24 protein-coding genes are annotated in these 25623 nt (G+C 65.4%); 13 read left to right on the top strand and 11 right to left on the bottom strand.

Going from position 1 to position 25623, the window contains the following annotated elements:
• The first annotated feature begins 13 nt into the window (after nt 1-13).
• The 4 genes from ACVWY6_RS12470 to ACVWY6_RS12455 all read left to right on the top strand — a co-directional run bounded on the left by ACVWY6_RS12470 (nt 14) and on the right by ACVWY6_RS12455 (nt 5651).
• Nucleotides 14-1189, top strand: coding sequence for a transcriptional regulator (locus ACVWY6_RS12470; RefSeq protein WP_457538320.1), 1176 nt, complete (start codon nt 14-16; stop codon nt 1187-1189).
• Between the two features lie 87 nt (nt 1190-1276).
• A complete protein-coding gene (locus ACVWY6_RS12465; protein WP_457538319.1) occupies nt 1277-3088 on the top strand; it encodes an NAD(P)/FAD-dependent oxidoreductase in 1812 nt (603 codons plus the stop codon).
• 55 nt (nt 3089-3143) lie between these two features.
• The gene (gene glpX / locus ACVWY6_RS12460) at nt 3144-4151 is read left to right on the top strand and encodes a class II fructose-bisphosphatase (RefSeq protein WP_023963074.1); all 1008 of its coding nucleotides are present in this window, start codon (nt 3144-3146) and stop codon (nt 4149-4151) included.
• A 90-nt stretch (nt 4152-4241) separates the two neighbouring features.
• On the top strand, nt 4242-5651 hold the full coding sequence (locus tag ACVWY6_RS12455; protein WP_457538317.1) for a class II fumarate hydratase: 1410 nt from the start codon (nt 4242-4244) through the stop codon (nt 5649-5651).
• Nucleotides 5652-5735: 84 nt separating this feature from the next.
• On the opposite strand, the gene ACVWY6_RS12450 is transcribed toward ACVWY6_RS12455, so the two are convergent.
• Nucleotides 5736-6344, bottom strand: a complete 609-nt coding sequence (locus ACVWY6_RS12450; protein WP_457538315.1) for a L,D-transpeptidase family protein — start codon at nt 6342-6344, stop codon at nt 5736-5738.
• 212 nt (nt 6345-6556) lie between these two features.
• Here ACVWY6_RS12450 and ACVWY6_RS12445 point away from each other — a divergent pair, with 212 nt between their 5' ends.
• Nucleotides 6557-8158 (top strand): serine/threonine-protein kinase, encoded by a 1602-nt coding sequence (locus ACVWY6_RS12445; RefSeq protein ID WP_457538313.1) that lies wholly within the window; start codon nt 6557-6559, stop codon nt 8156-8158.
• A gap of 198 nt (nt 8159-8356) precedes the next feature.
• On the opposite strand, the gene ACVWY6_RS12440 is transcribed toward ACVWY6_RS12445, so the two are convergent.
• On the bottom strand, nt 8357-9664 hold the full coding sequence (locus tag ACVWY6_RS12440; RefSeq protein WP_023963065.1) for a PhoH family protein: 1308 nt from the start codon (nt 9662-9664) through the stop codon (nt 8357-8359).
• A 314-nt stretch (nt 9665-9978) separates the two neighbouring features.
• On the opposite strand from ACVWY6_RS12440, the gene ACVWY6_RS12435 reads away from it, so the two are divergent.
• Entirely contained in the window at nt 9979-10659 is a 681-nt protein-coding gene (locus tag ACVWY6_RS12435) for a GOLPH3/VPS74 family protein (RefSeq protein ID WP_457538311.1), read from the top strand.
• A gap of 35 nt (nt 10660-10694) precedes the next feature.
• Here the strand turns inward: ACVWY6_RS12435 and ACVWY6_RS12430 are convergent, their stop codons facing one another.
• The 3 genes from ACVWY6_RS12430 to ACVWY6_RS12420 form a co-directional block, all read right to left on the bottom strand.
• On the bottom strand, nt 10695-11558 hold the full coding sequence (locus ACVWY6_RS12430) for an acyl-ACP desaturase (protein ID WP_457538309.1): 864 nt from the start codon (nt 11556-11558) through the stop codon (nt 10695-10697).
• Between the two features lie 77 nt (nt 11559-11635).
• A complete protein-coding gene (gene glyA / locus ACVWY6_RS12425) occupies nt 11636-12934 on the bottom strand; it encodes a serine hydroxymethyltransferase (RefSeq protein WP_062799935.1) in 1299 nt (432 codons plus the stop codon).
• A gap of 99 nt (nt 12935-13033) precedes the next feature.
• On the bottom strand, nt 13034-14269 hold the full coding sequence (locus tag ACVWY6_RS12420) for a DUF885 domain-containing protein (protein ID WP_457538306.1): 1236 nt from the start codon (nt 14267-14269) through the stop codon (nt 13034-13036).
• A 97-nt stretch (nt 14270-14366) separates the two neighbouring features.
• On the opposite strand from ACVWY6_RS12420, the gene coaA reads away from it, so the two are divergent.
• Nucleotides 14367-15299: a type I pantothenate kinase gene (coaA, locus tag ACVWY6_RS12415; protein ID WP_023963057.1), complete on the top strand. Its 933-nt coding sequence runs from the start codon at nt 14367-14369 to the stop codon at nt 15297-15299.
• A 24-nt stretch (nt 15300-15323) separates the two neighbouring features.
• Here the strand turns inward: coaA and ACVWY6_RS12410 are convergent, their stop codons facing one another.
• A complete protein-coding gene (locus ACVWY6_RS12410) occupies nt 15324-16106 on the bottom strand; it encodes an isoprenyl transferase (RefSeq protein ID WP_030170951.1) in 783 nt (260 codons plus the stop codon).
• Nucleotides 16107-16209: 103 nt separating this feature from the next.
• On the opposite strand from ACVWY6_RS12410, the gene trhA reads away from it, so the two are divergent.
• Nucleotides 16210-16836: a PAQR family membrane homeostasis protein TrhA gene (gene trhA, locus ACVWY6_RS12405; protein WP_457538609.1), complete on the top strand. Its 627-nt coding sequence runs from the start codon at nt 16210-16212 to the stop codon at nt 16834-16836.
• 25 nt (nt 16837-16861) lie between these two features.
• Here the strand turns inward: trhA and ACVWY6_RS12400 are convergent, their stop codons facing one another.
• Both ACVWY6_RS12400 and ACVWY6_RS12395 read right to left on the bottom strand, forming a co-directional pair.
• The gene (locus ACVWY6_RS12400; protein WP_099381836.1) at nt 16862-17941 is read right to left on the bottom strand and encodes a 3-deoxy-7-phosphoheptulonate synthase; all 1080 of its coding nucleotides are present in this window, start codon (nt 17939-17941) and stop codon (nt 16862-16864) included.
• A 257-nt stretch (nt 17942-18198) separates the two neighbouring features.
• Nucleotides 18199-18645 (bottom strand): Lrp/AsnC family transcriptional regulator, encoded by a 447-nt coding sequence (locus ACVWY6_RS12395; protein ID WP_031333588.1) that lies wholly within the window; start codon nt 18643-18645, stop codon nt 18199-18201.
• Nucleotides 18646-18899: 254 nt separating this feature from the next.
• Here ACVWY6_RS12395 and rocD point away from each other — a divergent pair, with 254 nt between their 5' ends.
• Complete coding sequence (gene rocD, locus ACVWY6_RS12390) at nt 18900-20135, top strand: ornithine--oxo-acid transaminase (RefSeq protein ID WP_457538606.1); 1236 nt, start codon at nt 18900-18902, stop codon at nt 20133-20135.
• On the opposite strand, the gene ACVWY6_RS12385 is transcribed toward rocD, so the two are convergent.
• The 3 genes from ACVWY6_RS12385 to mca are packed head-to-tail and all read right to left on the bottom strand — an operon-like array spanning nt 20048 to nt 23182.
• The gene (locus ACVWY6_RS12385; RefSeq protein ID WP_457538303.1) at nt 20048-22087 is read right to left on the bottom strand and encodes a thioredoxin domain-containing protein; all 2040 of its coding nucleotides are present in this window, start codon (nt 22085-22087) and stop codon (nt 20048-20050) included. The genes rocD and ACVWY6_RS12385 overlap by 88 nt on opposite strands.
• The gene (locus ACVWY6_RS12380) at nt 22059-22313 is read right to left on the bottom strand and encodes a hypothetical protein (RefSeq protein ID WP_023963047.1); all 255 of its coding nucleotides are present in this window, start codon (nt 22311-22313) and stop codon (nt 22059-22061) included. Before ACVWY6_RS12380 ends, ACVWY6_RS12385 begins: the two co-directional genes overlap by 29 nt.
• Complete coding sequence (gene mca, locus ACVWY6_RS12375; protein WP_023963046.1) at nt 22310-23182, bottom strand: mycothiol conjugate amidase Mca; 873 nt, start codon at nt 23180-23182, stop codon at nt 22310-22312. The genes ACVWY6_RS12380 and mca overlap by 4 nt, the downstream gene beginning before the upstream one ends.
• Nucleotides 23183-23311: 129 nt before the next feature.
• Between mca and ACVWY6_RS12370 the strand changes: the two genes are divergently transcribed.
• The 4 genes from ACVWY6_RS12370 (at nt 23312) to ACVWY6_RS12355 (ending at nt 25610) form a co-directional block, all read left to right on the top strand.
• Nucleotides 23312-23740: a DUF4307 domain-containing protein gene (locus tag ACVWY6_RS12370; protein ID WP_023963045.1), complete on the top strand. Its 429-nt coding sequence runs from the start codon at nt 23312-23314 to the stop codon at nt 23738-23740.
• 119 nt (nt 23741-23859) lie between these two features.
• Nucleotides 23860-24633 (top strand): queuosine precursor transporter, encoded by a 774-nt coding sequence (locus tag ACVWY6_RS12365; protein ID WP_457538300.1) that lies wholly within the window; start codon nt 23860-23862, stop codon nt 24631-24633.
• A gap of 96 nt (nt 24634-24729) precedes the next feature.
• The gene (gene greA, locus ACVWY6_RS12360; protein WP_030170928.1) at nt 24730-25224 is read left to right on the top strand and encodes a transcription elongation factor GreA; all 495 of its coding nucleotides are present in this window, start codon (nt 24730-24732) and stop codon (nt 25222-25224) included.
• Nucleotides 25225-25355: 131 nt separating this feature from the next.
• Entirely contained in the window at nt 25356-25610 is a 255-nt protein-coding gene (locus tag ACVWY6_RS12355) for a hypothetical protein (RefSeq protein WP_400726170.1), read from the top strand.
• Nucleotides 25611-25623: the final 13 nt, after the last annotated feature.

Genomic DNA, 25623 nt, shown 5'->3' with positions numbered 1-25623 from the left:
CCGGAGAAACCCTGTGTCGTCACCGTTGACCCGCCCGTCGAGCGCGTTGCGTATCGACCAGGACCCGCGTGTCCACATGCGACGGCTCGACGCGATGTTCGAGCAGTGGTCGGCGACGGGTGCCATCCCGACCGGCGTCCGGAAAGAGGTGGCGAGATCGTGGGAGCGGCAGCCGCCCAGATACCAGGATCCCGACCATCGACCGGCAGACGAGGTGGCCCATCGGCGCCGGGCCGACCCACTGCTCACCCACGCGTCTGACGCCTTACGCGAACGGTTGCTGGCCAGCTGCACCGACACCGCCACCGAACTCGTGCTCTGCGACAGGGACGGTGTGGTCCTGTGGGTGGCCGGCCCACCACAGGTGCGTCGGCGCTCCGAGACGCTCGGCTTCGTCGAGGGCGCGTCGTGGACCGAGAAGGCCGTCGGCACAAATGGTTTGGGCACCGCCCTCGCCGACCGGTCACCAGTGCAGATCTTCGGGTCCGAGCACGCGCACCCCGACCACCACAGCTGGGTGTGCACGGGCGGGCCGTTGATCGACCCACGAGACGATTCGGTGCTCGGAGCGGTCACGCTCTCCGGCGGCCTGCGCACAGCACACCCGCACACGCTGTCGCTGGTGTGCTCCACGCTTGATGCCATCAATGCCGAACTACGGTCATTGCACCTTGAGAGCCTCCGAACCCACAGCCAGGCCGCGGCCGGCCTGCTCGAGCCCGGCGGCGTCGATGCGCTGGTTCTCGACCGCGGCGGCTGGGTCGTCGCCACCCGGGGCCTCGCGGTCAGTGAACGGCTGTTCGTCCCTGGCGGACTGCGCCCCGGCACCGTCTGGATCCCCAGCCTCGGGCACTTCGACAGCCTCCCGGTCGGAGATCTGTGGCAGCTCGAGCGATCTACCCAACGCCTCACCACCCTCGAGCTCACCGCCGAACCACCGTGTGCCCGTATCTCGGTGGACGACAACGACCACACCTCGCACCCGCTGACCCCACGGCAGTTCGATGTGTTGCGGCTTCTCGCAGCGCATCCCGGTGGGCTCAGCGCGAGGGAGCTGTCCGCCCGGCTGTACGGGCCAGGTGATCACACGGTGAGCGTTCGCGCCGAGATCTCGCGGATCCGCCGCACGCTCGGCCCACTTCTGGCCACCCGGCCCTATCGGCTGACGGTCCCCGCCTCGGTCATGTGACCTCGCTGCAACCCCCTGCAACCCTCCCGGGCGTCCACATCGACCCCTACCGTCAGGTGTGATCCACCTCACGCGAAGGAGTTGTACATGACCACCACCGTCTCGCCTACTCAGACGGCGCAGGCTTTCCTCACCGACCTGGAACGCGCCCTTGCACATGCCCGCGACACCGGCGACGTCAGTGCTGTCACCGAACTGTTCGTCGACGATTGCTACTGGCGCGATCTGGTGGCGTTGAGCTGGAACCTCACCACCGCCGAGGGCAAGGACGATCTGGCCGCGATGCTCTCGGCGACGTTGCCGACGTCGGCTCCGAGCAATTTTCGGCTCGACGGCGAGGCAACCGAAGCAGACGGGGTGACGGAGGCCTGGTACACGTTCACGACCCCGGTCCTGCGGGGCAAGGGTCTGATGCGCCTGCGCGACGGCAAGTGCTGGACCTTCCTCACCTCGGCGCAGGAACTCCTCGAGTTCCCCGAGAGCAAGGGAAACCGGCGCATCAAAGGGGCTGAACACGGTGTGGTCCCCGGGCGTAAGAACTGGCTCGACCGGCGAACCGAACAGCAGCAATCGCTCGGCACCACCGCCCAGCCGTACGTGCTCATCGTCGGCGGAGGGCAGGGCGGGATCGGGCTGGCCGCAAGGCTCCGGCGCCTCGGGGTCTCGGCACTGGTCATCGACAAGCACCCCCGGCCCGGCGACCAATGGCGAAGCCGGTATTACTCACTGTCCCTTCATGATCCGGTGTGGTACGACCACATGCCCTATCTGCCCTTCCCGGACGACTGGCCGGTGTTCACCCCGAAGGACAAGATGGGCGACTGGCTGGAGAGCTACGTCAAGATCATGGAGCTCGACTACTGGAGCAACACCGTGTGCCACCGCGCCTCGTTCGACGACGCGGCCCAGGAGTGGACGGTCGAACTCGAACGTGATGGACAACCCTTGACGCTCAAGCCGACTCAGCTGGTGATGGCCACCGGAATGTCGGGCATCCCCAACATCCCCGACATTCCCGGCGCCGAGACCTTCCAGGGTGATCTGGTGCATTCCTCGCAGCACACCGGTGGCGCGAAGTACGCGGGCAAGAAGGCTGTTGTGTTGGGAGCCAACAACTCCGCACACGACATCTGCGCTGACCTGTACGAGAACGGCGCCGACGTCACGATGATCCAGCGGTCGACCACACACATCGTGCGGTCCGAGTCGCTGATGCGCGAGGTGCTCGGTCCGCTCTATTCGGAGGAGGCACTTGCAAACGGCATCGACCACGAGAAGGCCGATCTGATCTTCGGGTCCATTCCGTACGGCCTGCTGGCCGACTTCCAGATCCCCGCATGGAACACGATCCGGGAGCAGGACAAGGAGTTCTACGACCGTCTCGAGGCCGCCGGGTTCATGCTCGACTTCGGCGACGACGGATCGGGGTTGTTCCTGAAGTATCTGCGTCGCGGCTCGGGCTACTACATCGACGTCGGCGCCTCCGAACTCATCGCCGACGGCAAGGTCGCGTTGAAGGCACCCGCCCACATCACCGAGATCCGTTCGCACTCGGTGATCTTGTCCGACGGCACCGAGCTCGACGCCGATCTGATCGTCATGGCGACCGGGTTCGGCTCGATGAACGGCTGGGCCGCACAGCTGATCTCGCAGGAGGTGGCCGACAAGGTCGGCAAGTGCTGGGGGCTGGGATCGGGAACGACCAAGGACCCGGGGCCCTGGGAAGGCGAGCTCCGCAACATGTGGAAGCCCACCGCACAGGCGAACCTGTGGTTCCACGGCGGCAATCTGCACCAGTCCCGGCACTACTCGCGTTACCTCGCGTTGCAGCTCAAAGCCCGCGAGGCAGGGATGAACGTGCACGTCTACGGCCAGGCACCGGTGCACCACCTGCAGTAACGGGCATGAAAGGATGGCCTTCAACAGTATTCGCCGCGATTCCAGGAGGCCCTCCATGTCAGCCGATTCCCACCAATTCGAGGCCCCGGACCGCAACCTGGCAATGGAGTTGGTGCGCGTGACCGAAGCGGCCGCTCTCGCCGCGGGCCGCTGGGTTGGTAAAGGCGACAAGAACGGCGGCGACGGCGCCGCGGTCGACGCGATGAGGCAACTGCTGTCCACCGTGTCGATGCGCGGTGTCGTCGTGATCGGCGAAGGCGAAAAAGACGAAGCGCCGATGCTCTACAACGGCGAAGAGGTCGGCAACGGCGAAGGTCCCGAGGTCGACGTGGCCGTCGATCCGATCGACGGCACCACCCTGATGGCCGAGGGTCGCCCCAACTCGATCGCCGTGCTCGCAGTGTCCGAGCGCGGCACCATGTACGACCCGTCTGCCGTCTTCTACATGGAGAAGATCGCCGTGGGTCCCGATGCGGCGGGCGTCGTCGACATCAACGAATCCGTCGAGTTCAACGTCCAGGCCGTTGCCAAGGCGAAGGGCATCGAGGTCGCCGACCTCACCGTCGTGGTCCTCGACCGCGAGCGCCACGAGGGTCTGATCGGCGAGATCCGCGCCGCGGGCGCCAAGGTCCGACTGATCTCGGACGGCGACGTCGCAGGCGCGATCGCCGCGGCGCAGGAGGAGAGCTCCGTCGACATGCTCATGGGCATCGGAGGCACCCCGGAGGGCATCATCACCGCCGTGGCGATGAAATGTATGGGCGGCGAGATCCAGGGCAAACTGTGGCCACGCAACGCGGCCGAGAAGCAGAAGGCCATCGACGCCGGCCATGATCTCGATCGGGTACTCAAGACCGAAGACCTCGTCAGCGGCGAGAACATGTTCTTCTGCGCCACCGGCGTCACCAACGGCGACATGCTCCGTGGTGTCAGCTACCGGGCGAACGGGGCGACCACCCGCTCGCTGGTGATGCGCTCGCGCTCGGGCACCATTCGCACAGTCGAGGGCCGCCACACCCGCCAGAAGGTCGCCGAGATCGCCGCGAACACTTTCCAGGACTGATCCCGCCGAGCTGCGCTCCGCACTGCGGAGCCGCAGCACAGTGAGGGTGCCCTTCGGGCACCCTCACCACAGGTGGCAAAGTATCGAGGCATGAGCGACTCACCTGCCGAACAGTTCCGGATAGAGCACGACACCATGGGCGAGGTCCGGGTGCCGATCGACGCGTTGTGGCGAGCACAAACCCAGCGCGCGGTCGAGAACTTCCCGATCAGCCACCGGCCACTCGAGCGCACCCAGATCCGCGCGATGGGTTTGCTGAAGGCGGCATGTGCTCAGGTCAACAAGGATCTCGGTCTGCTCGACGGTGACAAGGCCGACGCGATCATCTCGGCAGCAAAAGAGATCGCCGACGGCAAGCACGACGGTCAGTTCCCGATCGACGTGTTCCAGACGGGGTCGGGTACCAGCTCCAACATGAACGCCAACGAGGTCATCGCCTCGATCGCAAAGAACAACGGCGTCACGATCCACCCCAACGATCACGTCAACATGTCGCAGTCGTCCAACGACACCTTCCCCACCGCGACCCACGTGGCTGCCACCGAAGCCGCGGTCACCGATCTGATCCCGGCCCTGCAGCATCTGCAGGAAGCCCTGGCCGACAAGGCTTCTGCTTGGCGCGAGGTCGTCAAGTCCGGTCGCACCCACCTCATGGACGCGGTGCCGGTCACCCTCGGCCAGGAGTTCGGTGGGTACGCCCGCCAGCTCGAGGCTTCGGCGGAGCGCGTCTCGGCCACGTTGGTCCGGGTCGGTGAACTGCCCATCGGTGGAACCGCGGTGGGTACTGGTCTGAACGCTCCCGACGGGTTCGGGACCAAGGTCGTCGCCGAACTGATCAATCTGACCGGTGTCAACGAACTCTCGCTGGCAAAGGACAACTTCGAGGCCCAGGCCGCACGCGATGGGCTGGTCGAGTTGTCGGGTGCACTCAAGACCGTGGCGGTCTCGCTCACGAAGATCGCCAACGACATCCGCTGGATGGGTTCGGGCCCGCTGACCGGTCTCGGTGAGATCCAGCTGCCCGATCTGCAGCCCGGCAGCTCCATCATGCCCGGCAAGGTCAATCCGGTTCTGCCCGAAGCTGTTACGCAGGTCGCCGCGCAGGTCATCGGCAACGACGCGGCGGTCACATGGGGCGGTGGCAACGGGGCGTTCGAACTCAACGTCTACATCCCGATGATGGCGCGAAACGTACTCGAGTCGGTCAAACTCCTCGCCAACGTGTCCCGGCTATTCGCCGATCGCTGCATCATCGGCCTCGAGGCCAACGAAGAGCGCCTCAAGACCCTCGCAGAATCGTCTCCCTCGATCGTCACCCCACTCAACAGCGCGATCGGCTACGAAGAGGCCGCCGCGGTGGCCAAGCAGGCATTGAAAGAGAAGAAGACCATCCGTCAGACCGTGATCGATCGCGGTTTGATCGGCGACAAGCTCAGCGAGGAAGAACTCGACAAGCGCCTCGACGTGCTCAAGATGGCCAACCTCGACCGCGAGCGGTAGCTCTCCACATCCCGAAAATGTGCCCTTTTGGCGAGCCCGACCTGGGCTTTCATTCGCCAAAAGGGCACATTTTCGGTATCAGGGTCAGGCGAGCCCGATGTTGATGACGGGCTGACGGGACGGGTCGAGCCATTGCACGATCTGACGCATGATGTCGCGGTCGATGGCGACACAGCCCCAGGTCGGCTCGTAATTGGTGACGTGCAGGAAGATGCCTGACGCGTAGCCCTGTACCCGCTGCGGATTGTGCGCGATGTTCACCACGTAGTCGTAGATGTCACCGGTGGACCGGATGTGCTCACTGTCGCCACCCGGGCTCTGCGGTGCACGCACATGGGTGTTGTACGTCGGCGACCCTGGCAGGGCGTCCCACCAATCCTGGTCGTCGGCCTGGAAATAGGGCATCTCAGTACCGGGGTTCGGCTGATTGCCGAAGGCTTGGTCGAGCGCGAACACACCCATCGGCGTCCGCCAGACGTTGTCGCGGGGAATGCCGATTCCCTCCGCACCGAGATAAGCCTCGGTTGGTCCGATGACCGCGGTCCAGGTGCCCGCCTCGTCGCGTTCCCAAGCCGTCAGGGTCGCCGTCGTGTCGGTCACGGTCGCCGAACTCACCGTGATCATCTGGGTCGACGTCGGGAACGCCGGCGGGGTCACCACCTCGACAGCACCGGCACGGGTGGGAGCAACCATCGCGGTTGCGACACATATGGCGGCGAGCAGTGACAACACTGACCACATACGCCTCACAGACAACATCAGCACCACGTGAGTATGCCAGGGCGGTTCTTCGTAGTGCGTCTCAGACCGATCACAAGGTTGCACTAATCTGATCACTGCCGACCGTGTGCACGAGGGGAAAGTGCTTCGATGCCGGTCGCCACAGGAGAAAATCGGGGGTCTTCATGCCGCTCGCATCGGGCAGCGTCTTTGCCGGCTACACCATCGAACGTCAGCTCGGTGCCGGCGGAATGGGCGAGGTCTACCTCGCCAAGCACCCACGGCTGCCGCGGTCGGACGCCCTCAAGGTCCTCCCGGCATCCCTTCCCGGCTCGAGTACCGCCTCCGACGATGAGTTCAGGCGTCGCTTCATCCGCGAAGCCGATCTGTCGGCCCAACTCTGGCATCCCGGCATCGTGACCGTGCACGACCGCGGAGAGTTCGAAGGCAACCTATGGATCAGCATGGACTTCGTGCCGGGGACCGATGCCGCGGAGTTGCTGGCCATCTACCCGCGCGGCGTGAAGCCGGCGTTGGTTGTCCAGATAGCCACCGAGGTGGCCGCCGCACTCGACTACGCGCACGGACGGGGGCTCCTGCACCGGGACGTCAAACCCGGCAACATCATGCTCACCGAATCCATCCCGCACCGCGTGATGCTCATGGATTTCGGCATCGCGCGCCCGGCCTCGGACGTCGCCGGACTCACCTCGACAGGCGCTGTGGTGGGCACGATGGCCTACGCCGCACCCGAGCAGCTCCGCGGCCTACCCGTCGATGCCCGAGCCGATGTGTTCGCTCTAGGGTGCACTGTGTTCGCGCTGCTGACCGGTGCGCCTCCTGGCGCCGGTCGCGAGATCCCTCCCGCCATCCGTCCCGTTCTCGATCGGGCTCTGGCCACCGAACCCGGCGACCGCTACAACTCGTGTGGCGAGTTCGCTCACGAACTGAGCGCCGCCATGAATCTTCCACCGACGCCCGGATCTCCGCCCCCCGCCGCGCACACCCAACACGACGCCCAGCACGCCCCCACCCTGCTCGGATTGCCCTCCGTACCGCCTACGAACCCACCGGGCACCACCCCACCGCCGGATCACATCTCGTCCGCCGCGACGGCGCCGACCGTGATGCAGCGCCCCGGGTACCCGGGACCTGCGGGACCACCACCCCCGCCTTCACCCTCGACCGGCCGGTCTCACACACCATTGATCATCGGGTTGCTCGCCGTCCTCGTCATCGCGGCCTCGGTGGTGGCGGCAACAGTCCTCTGGCCGAAGTCAGACGACGAACCCGCCGCCGCCGGGGAGCAGAATCCCGGACCGCAAACGAGTGTCACCACCATCACGCAGTCCGCCCTGGGACCGGCACCACTTCCCCCACAGCAGGCCGAACAGTCGCAGCGGGTGCGGGCCACCACCTCGACGCCCTCGGTTCAGCAGGTAACCAACGCTGCCGACCTCGGACTGTCGACACCGATCAGCATTCCGGCATGCGACGGAACCGGCATCATCGTGGTCGCCAACTCCACCGATCCAGCCGGATACCGCAGCGACATGGCCGCCGCCCTGGACAACCACCCCGGCGCGCGATACCTACGCACCGACCAGTCGTGTCCGTCACTGCGACCACGCGACGACAGCGGAAACCTGATCTATGCCGCCTATGTGGTTGTCGGACAAGGACGATCGGCAGTCTGCGCCGCGCTCCCCGCCTACCCGGAGCGCTACGGCAAAGTGCTCGACACCACCAGCGACCCCGACATTCCCATCTCGCCCGACAACTGCTGACGCCCACCGCCGGACAACCCTGCCACAAACAAAGGTGCGGCAGACCGCATCACTGCGATCTGCCGCACCTCTCCCGCTCGCTACGCTCCCGGCGCGCTGAGTCCAAACTCGCCCGCTCGCTACGCTCCCGGCGCGCTGAGTCCAAACTCGCCCGCTCGCTACGCTCCCGGCGCGCTGCGCCCGAACTTCGCCCGCTCGCTACGCTCCCGGCGCGAATTCCTCCAGCATCTCCGTCACGAGGGCCGCAATCGGCGACCGCTCACTACGCGTCAACGTCACATGCGCGAAAAGTGGATGACCCTTGAGCTTTTCGATCACCGCAGCTACGCCGTCGTGCCGACCGACACGGAGATTGTCGCGTTGGGCCACGTCGTGGGTGAGCACCACACGCGAACCAGATCCCAAGCGCGACAACACCGTCAGCAAGACATTGCGCTCCAGCGATTGCGCCTCGTCGACGATCACAAAGGAGTCGTGCAGTGAACGGCCCCGAATGTGGGTCAGGGGAAGAACTTCCAGCATGCCACGACTGAGGACCTCCTCGATCACCTCCGTGGACGCGAGCCCCTCCAGGGTGTCGAACACGGCCTGCGCCCAGGGCCCCATCTTCTCGGACTCACTGCCCGGGAGATAGCCGAGGTTTTGTCCACCAACGGCATACAGAGGCCGAAAGACGACCACCTTGCGTTGGGTTCGCCGCTCGAGCACCGCTTCGAGACCTGCGCACAGGGCCAGAGCAGACTTGCCGGTGCCGGCCTTGCCGCCCATCGACACGATGCCCACGCTGTCGTCGAGCAACAGATCGAGGGCCACACGCTGCTCCGCACTGCGACCACGCAGTCCGAACACCTCACGCTCCCCCCGGACCAACTGCACCTGCTTCTGCGGGTTCACCCGACCAAGGGCGCTCGAATTGGTTCCCAGCAACCGGATTCCGGTGTGGCAGGGCAGATCCCGTGCTGAATCGATATCCACGACGCCGTCGGCGAACAACGTGTCGATCACCGAAGAATCGACATCCAGTTCGGTCATACCCGACCAACCGGACGTCACCACGTCCTGAGCGTGATACTCGTCGGCAGCCAGCCCCACCGCTCCGGCCTTGATCCGCAACGGGGTGTCCTTGGACACCAGCGTCACATCCTTGCCCTCTGCACGAAGATTCAACGCGCAAGCCAGGATTCGCGAATCGTTGGTGTCGGTGCGGAAGCCCGCCGGCAGGACTGCCGGATCGGTGTGGTTGAGCTCTACCTGGACGGTGCCACCGAGATCCCCGATCGGGATCTGCTGATCGAGCCGGCCGTGCTCGAGGCGGAGGTCGTCGAGCATCCGCAACGCCTCGCGGGCGAACCAGCCCAGTTCATGATGATGGCGTTTGCCCTCGAGTTCACCGATGACCACCAGCGGCAAGATCACGTGGTGTTCGGCGAATCGTGTTACCGCCCAAGGGTCGGACAGCAACACCGAGGTGTCGAGGACATAGGTACGAGCATCGCGTGTGGTCACGAAGGGCTCCTAAGACGAAGTGGCACCACTTCGACTGGTGTTGCTGGACCGGTCGGTTCTGGCAGAAGTGGCAGGGTTGCCACGTCCACAAGGACCGGGGCCGGTCCCCTCGCACTCACGCAAGCAAGTCAACGATCGAACCTCCCGGACGAACCACTTCCCCGCGGCCCGTCACTCGTCAAAGTACGCCGAGTGCGGCGTGTCGGCTCGTCGGAAACGACGCGTGTCCGTGAATAATCGGTTAACTGTCCAGTGGGTGACAGCAGGCTGTTCCTTGCCCGATTTCGGACGCCATCTTGCTGACGTCGATGGACATGAGCACCCTCATCGCCGAAGACCTTCTGCTTCTGCTGCTCGATGACAACAAGGGCACCACCCCGTCCGGTACGGCCGTGAGCACAGCTCTCGGCGGCGCGGTTCTCCTCGAATTGGCCCTCGCCGGTGCTGTGGATGCCGGCAAACGGAGTCGCTGGAAGCAACCCAAGGTGCACGTGGTCGATGCTGCGCGCGTCACCGACCCGCTTCTCGCGCGGGCGGTTCGCACAATCGCGGAGAAAGACCGGACTGCGCAGAGTTTGGTGAACAAGATCGGAAAGGGACTCAAGACCGAGCTTGCCGAACGCATGGTGAAACGGGGGCTCCTCGACCGCCACGACACCGAGGTGCTGGGAATCCGCCGCACCCGGTTTCCCGCACTCGACACCGGTCACAAGAACGAGCTGAAGAAGGCGATCACCACGGTTCTCGTGCGTCAGGTCCCGCCCGACGACCGCGCGGGCGCCCTCATCGCGTTGCTGTCGGCGGTCGACCGTGCACACAAGACGGTGGACGGCTCGGACGTACCCGGGCGCGAGATCAAGAAGCGCGCGAAAAAGGTCGCCGAGGGCGCCTGGGCTGCCGATGCCGTGAGAGACGCGGTTGCCGCCGCCACGACAGCCATCACGACGGCCACGATCGCGGCTGCCGCCGCAGGGACGAGCAACGGCGGCGGCTGAACCAGATCGGTTCCGGCCGGCTCTGTGCCGGAGGCCTACAGGCCCGCGGCCGCCAGGATCCGTAGCCGTGCGGCCTCGTCTTTGTCGCTCAGCCCGCCGAGGCTCTGCAGCTTGAGGTCAGCGACCAACGTCGACGCGACATAGGTTGATGCATCCGCGTTGTACTTGGCAATGAGGTCGAGATCACCGAAATTGTCCACGTCGGCACCGATCAGTTCCATCTCGGAGATCGCCTTGTCGACGGCGGTGACCAACTCGGAGATGTTGGCGTCCACGCCGGCGTTCAAGAAGTTGGTGAACGTCTTGGCCTGAACGCGGTCGTCGTGGAGGATGCGGCTGACGATGGCGGTGAGCACCTCGTTGTCCGAATCGGCGAGCAGCTTCTCTTCGAAGGCCACGCACTGCAACTCGTGCACGGCGAGCAACGCCATCACGTCGAGGATTTGATAGTCGGTCAGCGAGACCGGACTTTGGAGTTTGCCCTTGGTGATGTGATGCAGCCGAAGATTCTCGGCGACCTCGGGATCGACCAGACGCGAGACCACCAGATAGTCGCGCAACGCGATCGAATGCCGGTTGTCCTCGGCCGTCCACGAACCGATGACCTGCTGCCAGGCACCGAAGATCGACGCCTTCTGTGCCATCAACCGGTGGTAGGACGGCATGTTGTCCTTGGTCAGCAGCAGCGCGAGCACTGCGGCTGCGGCATCGGCAGGCAGCGGCGCCGGCTGATCGGGGTCGAAATCGACGCCGCCCAGGAAGGCGAAGTTGCGGCCGTCGTCCCACGGCACCCAGTCATGCGGGTTCCATGCCTCGGCAGCAGCGTGGTGCTCTTCCATGATCTCCGGAATCGCCTTTTCCAAGGCGTAGAGCAGCTCGTCCTGGGTCAAATCATTCACCCGGACAGACTAGAGGCCGACCCGGGATATGCGAAATGCCCGGCGGGTCCGCACTGCGGGCGCTCGGCCGTCGACGCTCAGCGTGTCGTGCTGAGCAGACCCCACTGCTCGAGGCCCTCGTACAACGGGAAGTCGAGAGCGAGCTGGGACACCCGCTGACGCAGGGCGGTGACGTCGGCCGACTGACCACCGACAAGCGCGGACGCGATGATGTCGGCGACCTCGCGGAACTGATCCTCACCGAAGCCCCGTGTCGCAAGTGCCGGGGTTCCGATGCGCAGACCGGAGGTGACCATCGGCGGTCGCGGGTCGAACGGCACAGCGTTGCGATTCACGGTGATCCCGACCTGGTGCAGCAAATCCTCGGCCTGCTGACCGTCGAGATTGCTGTTGCGCAGATCGACGAGCACGAGGTGCACATCGGTACCACCGGTGAGGACCGATACGCCGACGTCGCTCACGTCCTTGGCGGTGAGCCGCTCGGCGAGCAGTTTCGCGCCCACCAGAGTGCGTTCCTGTCGCTCCTTGAAATCGTCGCTGGCGGCGATCTTCAAGGCCACGGCCTTCGCGGCGATCACGTGCATGAGCGGGCCGCCCTGCTGACCGGGGAACACGGCCGAGTTCAGCTTCTTCGCCCATTCCTGCTTCGCGAGGATGATCCCCGACCGCGGGCCACCGAGAGTCTTGTGGACCGTGGACGACACCACATCGGCGTACGGCACGGGTGACGGGTGCAGCCCCGAGGCGACCAGCCCGGCGAAGTGGGCCATGTCGACCCAGAGGTGGGCACCGACCTCGTCGGCGATGGACCGGAAGGCCTCGAAATCGAGGGTCCGGGGGTAGGCCGACCAGCCGGCGACGATCACCTTCGGCTTGGTGTCGAGGGCGATCTTGCGCACCTCGTCCATGTCCACCCGGAAGTCCTCTTTGCTCACGCCGTAGAAAGCGTTCTCGTAGAGCTTGCCGGAGAAGTTCAGCCGCATGCCGTGGGTGAGGTGGCCGCCATGGGCGAGGTCGAGCCCGAGCAGCGTCTCGCCGGGTTCCATCAGGGCAGCCAGCACGGCAGCGTTGGCCTGGGCACCCGAATGTGGCTGCACGTTCGCGAACTCGGCACCGAACAGTTCTTTGGCCCGGTTGCGGGCGATGTCCTCGACGACGTCGACGTATTCGCATCCGCCGTAGTACCGGCGACCCGGGTAGCCCTCGGCGTACTTGTTGGTGAGCACACTGCCCTGCGCCTGCAGCACCGCGCGCGGTACGAAGTTCTCCGACGCGATCATCTCGAGGGTGTCCCGCTGACGGGTCAGCTCCCCGTTCATCGCGGCCGCCACATCCGGATCTAGCTCAGCCAGGGATGCGGTGTTGACGTCGGTCATTGTTCTCCTTGGGCGCGCGAAGCAGCGTAAGAGGTGGTGAGTACTCGTCCGCCAGTCTAGGAGACGGGTACGACGTGGTGAAAACTGCGCCTGAGCCGATCAGCTCTGGAAAGCGAGTTCGGCGCGCAGCGCCGCCGGGGTGAGGGGTTCGTCGAGCAAGCGGCCGAACCGAGCGAGGTGGCCACCGGCAGGAACCGAAGTGTCTGCGCCCTCCGCGACACCGGCTTCGAGCCACGTCTGCAGCAGCCGATAGCCCTCGACGTAGGTGCTGATGTACGCGCGCCACAGGGGCGACGACAGGAAACGCAGCATCTGCCTGGCCCGCTCGTCTGTCGCCAGCAACCATTGCCGCAGGTACGCCGCAACGGTGTCGTGGTCGGCACCTCTGTCGTGCAGCAGGAGCGCCGCGTCCTGGCGCACACCGAGCAGTCCCCCGGTTGCCTTGCCGATCGCCTCGGCGCGCCTGCCGTCGAAACGCAGGCCGAGGTCGGCGTAGATCTCCTGCGCCCACGTACCCCAGTCAGGACCGACCGCGGCGACCAGCGCATGGTCGGCGAGGCCCTCGGCCATGAGGCATTGGGGCGTGTTCACGAGGAAGATCGTCTGCTCGATCTGTCCCCCACCCACAAGGATCTGCTCTTTGCGGCAATGTTCGGTGTGGTGTCCCGGGTAGGCCTCGTGCGCGATCAGATGTGGCAGCGACGACATGTACTGCGTGAGGTCGCCGTTGATGGCGACGCGGGAGCGGTAGTCACCGAGGTAATAGTTGAAACCCGACCACGGTTTGTCCGCGACGACCTCGAAGTCGACGACCTCGGTGTCCGGCAATGTGTAGGTGCCGCGCACCTTGTCGCGCAGGGCGCTGCTGAAGGCCGAGACCGCATCGGCGATCTTGTCGGCTGGGATCTCCTCGGAGCGGCGATGCGCGGCGTAACGATCCGCGAGGTCATCACCACCGGGCAGGAGCGCGTCGAGATCGAGATGCGCCTGCCGATAGAGCTCGGGGTCGCCCATCTCGATGTCGACGTCGAAGTAGTTGTGCACCTCGTCGACGAAGGTGATCTCGTCGCCGGCGAACTTTCGGGCGGAGCATTCGAGCGCACGCAGAGCGGAGGTCAGGAACTGGGCACGCTGAGGAGTCAGACCCGCCCCGCCCGCTTCGGCCCGAAGCGTCGCGGCTCGGCGCGCCAGTTCCCGGGGATCGGGCGCCGCCGCGTTCTCGACCTCTCGGCGCAAGGCCGGATCGCCGGTGAAGGCATCGACGAAGCCCGGTTCAAGGCGATCGAAAGCGAGCCCGAGCCGCAGATACTGCTCGACGACAGCATTGGTGTGCATGGGGTCAAACGGTACCGAAACCACCCCGAAGTCACCTGCCTGCCAGGCGTTCGCAAGACTGATGACATGCCATGGGTCCCACGGATCGATTGTTGACATGTCGCGAATGACCGAGCCGAGTCCGTATATCGAACTCGACCGCAGGCAATGGCGCGACCTTCGTCAGTCGATGCCCATGGTGTTGACCGAGGGTGAATTGCGCGACCTGCGAGGGCTCGGTGAGCAGATCGACCTCACCGAGGTCGCCGACGTCTACCTGCCGCTGTCCCGTTTGATCCATCTCCAGGTCGCCGCCCGGCAACGGTTGTTCGCGGCCACGGCGACATTCCTCGGCGAGCGGCAGCCCGAACGCCAGGTGCCCTTCATCATCGGGGTCGCCGGCAGTGTGGCCGTCGGGAAGTCGACCACCGCGCGTGTGCTCCAGGCGTTGCTGGCGCGGTGGGAGAGTCATCCGAAGGTCGACCTGGTGACCACGGACGGATTCCTCTACCCCACCGCCGAACTCGAACGGCGCGGAATCATGCACCGCAAGGGTTTCCCGGAATCGTACGACCGCCGCGCTCTGCTCCGGTTCGTCACCGAGGTGAAATCAGGGGCCGCCGATGTCTCGGCGCCGGTGTACTCCCACCTCACCTACGACATCGTCCGCGACACGAAACACCATGTGCAACAACCCGACATCCTCATCGTCGAGGGGCTGAACGTACTGCAGACCGGGTCACGGCTGATGGTGTCGGACCTCTTCGACTTCTCCATCTACGTCGATGCCCGGATCGAGGACATCGAGGACTGGTACATCCATCGTTTCCTCGCGATGCGCACCACCGCATTCGCCGATCCACATTCGCACTTCCACCACTACTCGTCGCTGACCGACGAACAGGCCACCCTTGCCGCCCGCGACATCTGGAACGGGATCAACCGGCCGAACCTCGTGGAGAACATTCTCCCGACCCGGCCGCGCGCCACTCTTGTACTCCGCAAAGACGCCGATCACGCCATCAACCGCGTGCGCTTGCGCAAGATCTGACGCCAGACGCCGACCCGGCTCAGATCACTTGCCGAAGCGTCGGCTGCGGGCGGCGTAATCCCGCAGTGCGCGCAGGAAGTCCACGCGCCGGAACGCCGGCCAGTAGGCGTCGGTGAACCAGATCTCCGAATACGCGCTCTGCCACAGGAGGAATCCCGAGAGCCGTTGCTCCCCTGATGTTCTGATCACCAGATCAGGGTCCGGCTGGCCGCGGGTGTAGAGGTTCTGGTCGATGGCTTCCACCGTGACGGCGTCGATGAGCTGATCGGGTGAGTCGCCCGCCGCGATGCGGTCGGCCAGCAGGGACCGGACGGAATCGACGATCTCCTGGCGGCCGCCGTAGCCCACGGCGACGTTCACGTTGGGTCCCGTACGTCCGGAGGACTGTTGTTGCGCCGCCTTGAGCCGCGCGGAAACCTCGTCTGGCAGCTGGTCGAGCGCGCCGACTATCTGTACCCGCCATGGCTGGCCCGGCGCCGAGATCTCCTCGACGATGTCGGGCACGATCTGCAGCAGCTCGCCGAGCTCGGCCGAATCACGATTCAGGTTCTCGGTGGAGAGCAGGTAGATGGTCACGGTCTCGATGCCGAGTTCACTGCACCACCGGAGAACCTCGGCGATCTTCTGCGCCCCGACCCGGTGCCCGTGGTTGACGTTCTCGAATCCGGCTTCGCGAGCCCATCGCCGGTTGCCATCGCAGATGATCGCAATGTGCCTGGGGTTCTGTGACGGATCCAGATAGTGAGTCAGCCGACGCTCGTAGACCCGATACATGGGTCCGCGCATGGCGTCGGGGATGAGCTTCACCCGCTACACCTTACGCGGCGACGATGGAGGTCAGCCCGAACCTTCGGTACCGTAAGTTGTGATCGATTCCGAACTGGCGCTGCTGGCCGAGCTCAAGCCCCGAATGCGCGGTTGGATCCACCTGTACGCAGGTTTCGTCGCCATCATCACGGGCCTCGTCCTGGTTGCGGTGGCGTGGGCACTGATTGGTCCGATGGCAGCACTGGCGTGCGGTATCTACGCCCTGACCGTCTGTGGTCTGTTCGGCGTCAGCGCCACCTACCATCGCGTCGACTGGACCTCCGACACGGCAAAGCTCTGGATGAAGCGGGCCGATCACTCGATGATCTTCATCTTCATCGCGGGCAGTTACACCCCGTTCTGCGTGATGGGGCTCGAACCCCCCGAACAGGTCGCCGTCCTCGTCGTCGTGTGGACCGGCGCCCTGGCGGGCGTCACCCTCAAGGTCCTCTGGCCGGGATCACCCCGATGGCTGGGGGTCCCGCTCTACATCCTGCTGGGCTGGACCATCGTGGCCGTCATCCCCGAGCTGATCGACTCCGTCGGGGTGGCGGTGGTGGTGCTGCTGGCGGTCGGTGGCCTGTTCTACACGATCGGCGGCGTCCTCTACGCCACCCGCTGGCCCGACCCGTGGCCGACCACCTTCGGACATCACGAGTTCTTTCACGCATGCACGGTGATCGCGGCGATCGTGCACTACATCGCCGTGTGGCTGGTCCTGTTCGAATAGGTCACCGACCAGCCACCCGCTGCGGTCAGATCCGCGTCTTGGCCGCCGAAAGCGCCTGCATCACAGTCACCGTCGCATCCCAGTCCATGCACTTGTCGGTGACCGACTGTCCGTAGGTGAGGGGCTCGGCGTCCGGGGCCTGGGCACCGGCGACGAGGAAGCTCTCCAGCATGACCCCGCTGATCCCGCGCTGACCGCTTGCGATCATCGCGGCGACCTCGGTGGCAACCTCTGCCTGCCGGATGTGGTCCTTACCGGAATTGGCATGGGAGCAGTCGATCATGACGAGTTCGGGAAGACCTGCCTTGGCGAGCGATGCCAGCGCCCCGTCCACCGAGCCGACATCGAAGTTGGGACCCGCTGTGCCGCCGCGCAAGATGATGTGGCAGTCCGTGTTTCCCTCGGTCTCCACGATCGCACCGCGACCGAAGTCGTCGACTCCGAAGAAGACGTGCTGCGCTGCAGCGGCTTTCACACCGTCTACGGCCACCTGGACGTTCCCGTCCGTACCGTTCTTGAAGCCGATCGGCATCGACAGGCCAGAGGCCAGCTGCCGGTGCACCTGCGACTCCGTTGTGCGGGCGCCGATCGCGCCCCACGCCACCGCATCTGCGATGTACTGCGGGCTGGTGGGTTCGAGGAACTCGCAACCGACGGGCAGGCCGAGATCGATGAGGTCGAGGAGCAGGCCGCGGGCGACGCGCAGTCCGCGTTCCACGTCGAAACTGCCATCCATGCCGGGGTCGTTGATGAGGCCCTTCCACCCGACCGTGGTCCGCGGCTTCTCGAAGTACACCCGCATCACGATCTTCAGCCGATCGGCGTGTTCGGCTGCGATGGGTGCCAGCCGGCGCGCGTAGTCGATCGCGGCGACCGGGTCATGCACCGAGCACGGCCCAACGATGACGAGCAGCCGATCGTCGCGACCCGCCAGGATGTCGGCGATCTCGTCGCGGTCGCGCTGCACCACTTCGGCCCGACGGCCGGTCAGCGGCAGTTCGGCGCGCACGGTGTCGGGTGAAGGGATCTCGCGCAGCGCGCGGATCCTGCGGTCCGAGGTGTTGGGACCGGACAACGTTCCGTGTCCGTGGAGTCCGCTGGTCATGTTGTGTGCCTTCCTGATTCGAAGGGCACCATCACCTGTTGACCGGTGCCCTGACAAAGAAAAAAGCAGCGACCAAAGGTGGTCACTGCTCGGGGCTCCGGGTGTGTGGACGCGTCAGCGTAGCGCTGTATCGGCGGCTCCACCCGGAGCCTCGATAAAGCGCCAATACACGCGCGCACTGATGTTCACGTCGGCCAAAGTAGCACGGGAATGCCACGGTGCCCAATGTCGCATGTCAGGCGCGGTCTCCGGAGCGATCAGGGCCGGCCGCGGTCGATCACTCGTGACAGCACGATGATGCTCTCGGAGTGGTCCACCGTTTCCGCCGAGCGGATCCGTTCGAGCGCCTCCTCGAGATGCTGGACGTCGCGGGCCACCACACGCAGGATCGCGTCGGCCTTCCCCGTCACCGTCGCGGCGCTGACCACCTCGGTGATGTGTTCCCACGACCGCGCCAAGATGTCCGGGGCGACGGTTCCGCGGCAGAAGACCTGCACGTACGCCTCGGTTGTCCACTGCAGTGCCGCCGGGTCGGTCACAACGGTGAAACCCCGGATGACACCGGACGACACCAACCGGTCGACCCGGCGTTTCACCGCCGGTGCCGACAACCGGACCTGCTCGCCGATCTGGGCGTAGGTCTGTCGTGCGTCCTTGGTGAGACATCCCAGGATCGCCTCGTCGAGGTTGTCCAACACAGCCAGTCGTCACTTCCGCTCGATGGTCCGCTGACCCGACGCAACGGATCGCCCCATTTTGCCAGATACGACAACAAATATGCTCTCTGTGCGCAATGCACGAGCATTGCTTGCGTCAGATGGTGTCCCTACCCTTGATGAATGAAGCCCTCCTGCTCACGTTTGCCGCCGCTCGATCCGGCCCTGAGCAGATGACCCTCGACACCGACATCCCCTCGCCGATCCCCCGTCCCGGTCTCGCCGCTGCCGAGCACATCGCGATGGCCGCCCGCCATGTCCCACACAACTATTCGCCCCTGCCGGTGGTCGCCGCCTCGGCACAAGGTGCCTGGATCACCGATGTCGCAGGTGCGCGATACCTCGACTGCCTCGCAGGCTATTCAGCGCTCAACTTCGGACATCGCAACCCCGAGATCCATGCCGCGCTGTCCGATCAGCTCACACGCGTGACGCTCACGAGTCGCGCGCTCCACTCGGACCGGCTCGGCCCCTTCTGCCGCGATCTTGCCGACCTGTGCGGCAAGGACATGGCCCTACCCATGAACACCGGTGCCGAAGCCGTCGAATCGGCCATCAAGGTCGCTCGCAAATGGGGCACCGACGTCAAGGGCGTACCCGCCGAGACAGCCTCGATCGTGGTGGCGAGTGGGAACTTCCACGGGCGGACCACCACGATCGTGAGCTTCTCCGACGACGAGACCGCGCGCCGCGGTTTCGGCCCATTCACGCCGGGTTTTCGTACCGTCCCCTTCGGCGACGCCGAGTCCTTGGCCGCAGCCATCGACGACACCACCGTCGCGGTCCTGCTCGAGCCGATCCAGGGCGAGGCGGGCATCATCGTTCCACCGCCCGACTACTTGCCGGCGGTTCGCCGGATCTGTTCGGAGACAGACGTTCTGCTCATCCTCGACGAGATCCAGTCCGGCCTGGGAAGAACAGGGAAGACCTTCGCCTCCGACCACTGGCAGGTGGTCCCCGATCTCTACGTCCTGGGCAAAGCGCTCGGCGGGGGTGTCCTGCCCGTATCGGCAGTGGTGGCCGACAGCTCGGTGCTGGGAGTGTTGCACCCGGGAGAGCACGGCTCCACATTCGGCGGCAATCCGCTTGCCGCGGCGGTGGGTTCGACTGTGGTGGGCATGCTCGAGACCGGCTACTGGCAAGAGCGCGCCGCCCTACTCGGAGACCATCTTCATCGCCGCTTACACGAGCTGAGCACCAAGGGCCTCACCGGCATTCGCGGCCTCGGGCTGTGGGCCGGCATCGATGTCGACCCTTCTCTGGGAACGGGCAAGGAACTGAGCACCGCACTGGCCCAGCGGGGTGTGCTGGTGAAGGACACTCATGGATCAACCTTGCGCTTCGCCCCACCCATCGTCATCACGGTCGACGAGATCGATTGGGCGATGGATCAATTCGCGGACGTACTGGCCAGCTGCTCGGCCAGCGCTTCCGCCGAGGTCACCGGTAGGCCGCACACCGACCCACGACACACGTAGGCCGCGGCCCTGCCGTCCACGGGTGGTCGGCCCTCGAGCAGGGGCGCCGAGTCGAGCGTTCCTCCCACCACCACGGTGCCGCCTGGTGCTAGAACGCGAGCCCGGGTCAGCAGTGCGGTCGGCTCGGTGTCCGTCTGGGCCACCGCTATCTGCACCGGACCTGCGACCGCTGCGGACGACACTGCCAGCCAGTGTCCGGCCGACCGCGGCAACTTGGCCAGCAGTACGCCTCCGCGCGCCAACGTTGCATCGACGAGCGCGGCGTACTCACCCGATCCACGCGGGCGGCGTTGCACCGGCGACAGCGGGGCCGCGGTCAGCAGCGCCTCGGCGATCAACGAGGTGCCCGAGGGGGTCGCGCCGTCGATCGGATCGCGCGGTCGGGTCAGCAAGCCCTCGGCGTCGACGCCTGCATCGAACCACGAACCGGTCGCTTCCGGATCCGAGAACAGGTCGATGGTGGTGTCGAGCAAGTCGAGTCCGGCCTCGAGCCAACGCCTTTCGCCCGTGACCTGATGCAGCGCCAGCAGAGCGGTCACCAGCGCCGCATGATCGTCGAGGACGGCCAGCGGGGCACCCGCGTGCCCGTCGAGCGAGGAGCGTCTCAGCCGTCCGTCGACGATGTGGCGCTGCAACAGCTCTTCGGCGCACCAGGTCGCCAGATCCACCCAGTCCGGCCGGTTCAGTCCGGCGCCCGCTTCGACGAGCGCGGTGATGGCCATGGCGTTCCACGCGCTGACCACCTTGCCGTCACGCGCGGGTTGCGGGCGTTCGGCCCGTGCCGCCGAAAGCCGCGCCCGCACCGAACGGTATCGCTCGACATCGTCGGGGTCGTGCCGCAGTTGCAGCGTGGACGCCCCCTCTTCGAAGGTTCCGGTGGGCGTCACGGTGAACAAGTCGGCGGCCCAGGCACCGTCGTCGGCCCCCAGAACCTCTGCAAGTTGCGCGGGCGTCCACACGTAGGTGAGTCCCTCGACACCGTCGGTGTCGGCATCAAGGGCGGAAGCAAAACCACCGACGACCTTGAGGTCGGCTTCGAGGAAGGCAACCGTCTCCTCGGTGATCCTCTGCGCCAACGGATCCGAGGTGATGCGCGCAAGATGCGCGTACACCCGCAGCAATTGCGCGTTGTCGTAGAGCATCTTCTCGAAATGCGGTACCACCCAGTTCTGGTCCACCGCATACCGCGCGAAACCCCCGCCGAGTTGGTCATAGATACCGCCCCGGGCCATCACCGACGCGGTCCGCACAGCAGCGTCGAGCGCCCGGAGGTCACCGGACCTCTCGGTCTCCCGGATCAGCCCTTCGAGCAGAGCGGATGGCGGAAACTTGGGTGCGCCACCGAATCCACCATTGGTGCGGTCCTCGTCCTCGAGGATCGTGGTCACCGCATGGTCGAGCAGCTCCGGGTCGATGGGCACCTGAGCTTCGGGCAGGCCGGAAGCATTGGCCTGCAACTGGTCTGCAACGGCAGAACCGACACGGTCGATCTCGTCACGCTTGTGCTCCCACGTCTGGGTGATCGCCTCGAGCAGTTGGACAAACGACGGCATACCGCGACCGGGCCGTGGCGGGAAGTAGGTGCCGCAGTAGAAGGGACGGCCATCGGGAGTCAGGAAGCACGTCATCGGCCACCCGCCCTGCCCTGTCATCGCGACGGTGGCGTTCATGTAGATCGCGTCGATGTCGGGGCGTTCTTCACGGTCGACCTTGATGCACACGAAGTTCGCGTTCATCACGGCCGCGGTGTTGTTGTCCTCGAACGACTCGTGCGCCATGACGTGGCACCAGTGACATGCCGCGTAACCGACCGAGAGGAGGATCGGCACGTCACGTTCGCGCGCCCAGGCGAGCGCGTCGGCGCTCCACTGTTGCCAGTGGACCGGGTTGTCGGCGTGCTGACGGAGGTAGGGACTGGTGGCCTCAGCGAGGCTGTTGGTGTCTCGGGTCAAGGTCGGTCCCGTCGTCGGCGGCCTGGTCGGCCTCAGGATGGTCCCGCTCGAACTTCTTGGGCAGGTTGCGGATGTGCCGGTTCATGGACCAGATCAGGAAGACGGTTCCCACCAGCAGCAACAAGATGACCAAGAGGCCGAGCGGCGACGCCTTGCCGAACTCCGGGCCCTCGGTCTTGGCCAACACGTCGGTGAGCTGCGCCGCAGCATATGCAGTGGCACTCATGACGCCTCACCTTCATTTGCATCGGGTTCGATACCCGCGAACAGGTCGGTCTCGGGGATTGCGGTCTTGACCCTGGTCTTCGCCAACTCGAACTCCTCGGTCGGCCACAGTCGGAGCTGCCAGTCCATCGGGACCGCGAAGAACACGCCGTTGGGGTCGATCTGCGTGGCGTGGGCCCGGAGCGCCTCGTCGCGCTGCGGGAAGTACTCGCCGCATGTCACCTGGGTGGTCACGCGGCCCATCAGGTTGCCGCGTTCGGGATCCCACTTCGAGAGCCACTCCTTGAAGGGGCTCTCCTTGCCGATCTTGGCGTACTCGTCGGAGAACAACACCATCCGGTCGCGGATGAAGCCGTGCGTGTAGTAGATCTTCGACACCGTCCACGGTTCGCCGGCGTCAGGGAACCGGTCCGGATCGCCCGCCGTCTCGTACGCCGCCATCGACACCTCGTGGCACCGGATGTGGTCGGGATGGGGATACCCGCCGAGTTCGTCATAGGTGATCATCACGTGCGGTTTGAAATCCCGGATCACCCGTACCAGCGCCTCGGTGGCCTCGTCGAGCGGGACCGTGGCAAACGAGCCCTCGGGTACCGGTGGCAGCGGGTCACCTTCGGGCAACCCCGAGTCGACGAATCCGAGCCAGGTCTGCTGTACACCGAGAGCTGCGGCCGCCTTGGCCATCTCCTCGCGACGGACCTCCGGCATCCGATCCTTGATGCCCGGCAGATCCATCGCCGGATTCAGGATGTCCCCGCGCTCGCCACCGGTGAGGGTCACCACCAACACGTCGTGACCCTCGGCTGCGTACTTGGCCATGGTGGCCGCACCTTTGCTGGACTCGTCGTCAGGGTGCGCATGCACCGCCATGAGTCGTAGTCCACCCACGCGTAGTCCTCACCTTCACACCGTCGTCAATCGCCTGTCCATACTCCCACCGCACCCCGGGCTCGCGCCGCGCCGGTCTCGGTTCTGCCACTCCATGGTAGGTATGAACCCATGACCAGCGCCCGCAGCCTCCCGCAGGGCCGCTATCCGGCCGAACGCTCACCTCGATCACGCAGACGCTGGTTCCTCGCGCTCACCGGCCTGGTGATCATCATCGGTGTATTGATCGCCTGGGTCGCCTACCAGCGATTCGCCGATCCGGAGATCTCCGGCGAAGCGACCGGATACGACATCCTCGACGACACCTCGGTGGAGGTGAAGTTCACCGTCAACCGCAAGGACCCGACCATTCCCGCCACCTGTGTGGTGCGGGCCAGATCCAAGGACGGGTCCGAGACCGGGCGCCGCGAGGTGTACGTCCCGGCATCCCAGGACACCCGGCTGCCGATGTCGGCAGTGGTCCGCACCTCTGCCCCTCCCGCGGTCGGCGAGGTCTACGGATGCAGTGACACCGTGCCGCCGTACCTCGTGGCCCCCTGACTTCTCCATAGTGCGCACGGCCCTGTGCCTCGCGCACCGGTTCACACCGACGCGTGACGCTCAGCGCAGCGCGTGACCGGCGCACCGGCCGGTCCGGACGTGCCCCATAATCGGCACCCATGACACCAACAACACAGTCTGGGCAGCCGGACCCGCTCACCGCCAAGGGAACGGGCCCGGCGTTCGCCACCATCACCAGTCACTACTTCCCCACACTCGTCGGACTCTTCGTCGGCGTGATGATGATCAGCAACATCACCGGCACCAAAGGTGTGGTGTTGTTCCCCGACCTCCACTTCGACTTCGGGCCACTGTCCATGGACGGCCTGGTCACCGACGGAGCGTTCTACCTATTCCCCCTCGCCTACGTGCTGGGCGACGTGATCAGCGAGGTGTACGGGTTCAAGGCGATGCGCCGCACGATCCTCACCGGTTTCGCCGTCCTCCTGATCGCTTCCCTGTGCTTCTGGCTCACCGTCCACCTGCCGGCCGCCGACTTCTACGACGGTCAAGAATCGTTCGAGACCGTTGCGGGAGTGGTTCCGCAATTCCTCGCCGCCGGACTCGCCGGATATGTCGTGGGTGAATTCCTAAATTCCTGGGTTCTCGTGAAGATGAAAGAGCGCTCGGGAGAAAAACGTTTGTGGGCCCGGCTTTTCAGTTCCACCGTGGTCGGCGAGTTCTTCGACACCCTGGTTTTCTGTTCCATCGCAGCGTCGGCCCTGGGCATCTCGACCTGGTCCGACTTCATCAACTACACCCTCATCGGATTCGTGTGGAAAACGCTGGTCGAGCTGGCCATCATGCCGCTGACGTACCTGGTGGTCGGGTGGCTCAAGAGCCGTGAACCCACCTACCGCACAGCCCTCGCCCAGCAGGGCACAATTCGATAAGAATTCGAGCCGTGTCCATATGTCCTGCTACTCTTGGCTGATACACGGTCCCGAGAGGGGCCGTGTTGCTGTATTTAACGAGAGGGAGTGACGAGCATGACCGACACCGAGGTGACCTGGCTTACCCAGGAGTCCCATGATCGGCTCAAAGAGGAGCTCGACGCCCTCATCGCGAATCGTCCGGTGATTGCCGCCGAGATCAACGAGCGCCGCGAAGAGGGTGACCTCAAGGAGAACGGTGGCTACCACGCCGCCCGCGACGAGCAGGGTCAGCAAGAGGCCCGCATCCGTCAGCTCCAGGAGTTGCTCAACACCGCAAAGGTCGGCGAGACGCCGACGCAGTCGGGGGTTGCACTGCCCGGTTCCGTGGTGAAGGTGTACTACGACGGCGACGAGAACGACACCGAGACCTTCTTGATCGCGACCCGCGAACAGGGTTCGTCCGACGAGAAGCTCGAGGTCTATTCACCGAAGTCGCCATTGGGCGGCGCGTTGATCGACGCCAAGGTCGGCGAGACCCGTAAGTACACCGTGCCCAGCGGGGCCACCATCTCGGTGACCCTGGTGAGCGCGGAGCCGTACCACGCCTGAGCAAGCACTCGAGTGCCCTATCGGGGCGTCCACGAAGGACGTCGCCGGTAGGGCATTTTTGTGTGCAGGCCACCGACACCGGCCGGGCCACACAATGTGTCGAACGGCTGCAGTCCGGGTACTCGGGCGCCATGTCTGAAGAAGTCAGCGCCACAGCCCGTCAGATCGCCCACTTCGCGGGAGAGCATCCCGACTACGACGCCATCGCGTTCGACAACGACGGCAAAATCATCGACTGGCAGCAGAACGACACGTGGGCCAACGGTTCCCACCAAGGAGAGCGCATCTACGTCATCAATGGCGGCACCACCACCCCAGAGGCTGTCCAAGACGTACTCGAGGCCGGTGGGGCGCAACGCGATTCGGCGCCCGACGCCACCACCTGACCCTGCTCGCCGC

The organism is Williamsia sp. R60, from assembly GCF_054063855.1.
The sequence above is the reverse complement of the archived record's forward strand: the minus strand, read 5'-3'. Positions and strand labels throughout refer to the sequence as shown.

Coding starts and splice junctions, on each gene's coding strand:
- ACVWY6_RS12465 (WP_457538319.1), top strand. CDS start 1,277: ATGACCACCACCGTCTCGCCTACTCAGACGGCGCAGGCTTTCCTCACC.
- glpX (WP_023963074.1), top strand. CDS start 3,144: ATGTCAGCCGATTCCCACCAATTCGAGGCCCCGGACCGCAACCTGGCA.
- ACVWY6_RS12455 (WP_457538317.1), top strand. CDS start 4,242: ATGAGCGACTCACCTGCCGAACAGTTCCGGATAGAGCACGACACCATG.
- ACVWY6_RS12450 (WP_457538315.1), bottom strand. CDS start 6,344: ATGGTTGCTCCCACCCGTGCCGGTGCTGTCGAGGTGGTGACCCCGCCG.
- ACVWY6_RS12445 (WP_457538313.1), top strand. CDS start 6,557: ATGCCGCTCGCATCGGGCAGCGTCTTTGCCGGCTACACCATCGAACGT.
- ACVWY6_RS12435 (WP_457538311.1), top strand. CDS start 9,979: ATGAGCACCCTCATCGCCGAAGACCTTCTGCTTCTGCTGCTCGATGAC.
- glyA (WP_062799935.1), bottom strand. CDS start 12,934: ATGACCGACGTCAACACCGCATCCCTGGCTGAGCTAGATCCGGATGTG.
- ACVWY6_RS12420 (WP_457538306.1), bottom strand. CDS start 14,269: ATGCACACCAATGCTGTCGTCGAGCAGTATCTGCGGCTCGGGCTCGCT.
- coaA (WP_023963057.1), top strand. CDS start 14,367: ATGTCGCGAATGACCGAGCCGAGTCCGTATATCGAACTCGACCGCAGG.
- trhA (WP_457538609.1), top strand. CDS start 16,210: ATGCGCGGTTGGATCCACCTGTACGCAGGTTTCGTCGCCATCATCACG.
- ACVWY6_RS12400 (WP_099381836.1), bottom strand. CDS start 17,941: ATGACCAGCGGACTCCACGGACACGGAACGTTGTCCGGTCCCAACACC.
- rocD (WP_457538606.1), top strand. CDS start 18,900: ATGGCCGCCCGCCATGTCCCACACAACTATTCGCCCCTGCCGGTGGTC.
- ACVWY6_RS12380 (WP_023963047.1), bottom strand. CDS start 22,313: ATGAGTGCCACTGCATATGCTGCGGCGCAGCTCACCGACGTGTTGGCC.
- mca (WP_023963046.1), bottom strand. CDS start 23,182: ATGGCGGTGCATGCGCACCCTGACGACGAGTCCAGCAAAGGTGCGGCC.
- ACVWY6_RS12370 (WP_023963045.1), top strand. CDS start 23,312: ATGACCAGCGCCCGCAGCCTCCCGCAGGGCCGCTATCCGGCCGAACGC.
- ACVWY6_RS12365 (WP_457538300.1), top strand. CDS start 23,860: ATGACACCAACAACACAGTCTGGGCAGCCGGACCCGCTCACCGCCAAG.
- greA (WP_030170928.1), top strand. CDS start 24,730: ATGACCGACACCGAGGTGACCTGGCTTACCCAGGAGTCCCATGATCGG.
- ACVWY6_RS12355 (WP_400726170.1), top strand. CDS start 25,356: ATGTCTGAAGAAGTCAGCGCCACAGCCCGTCAGATCGCCCACTTCGCG.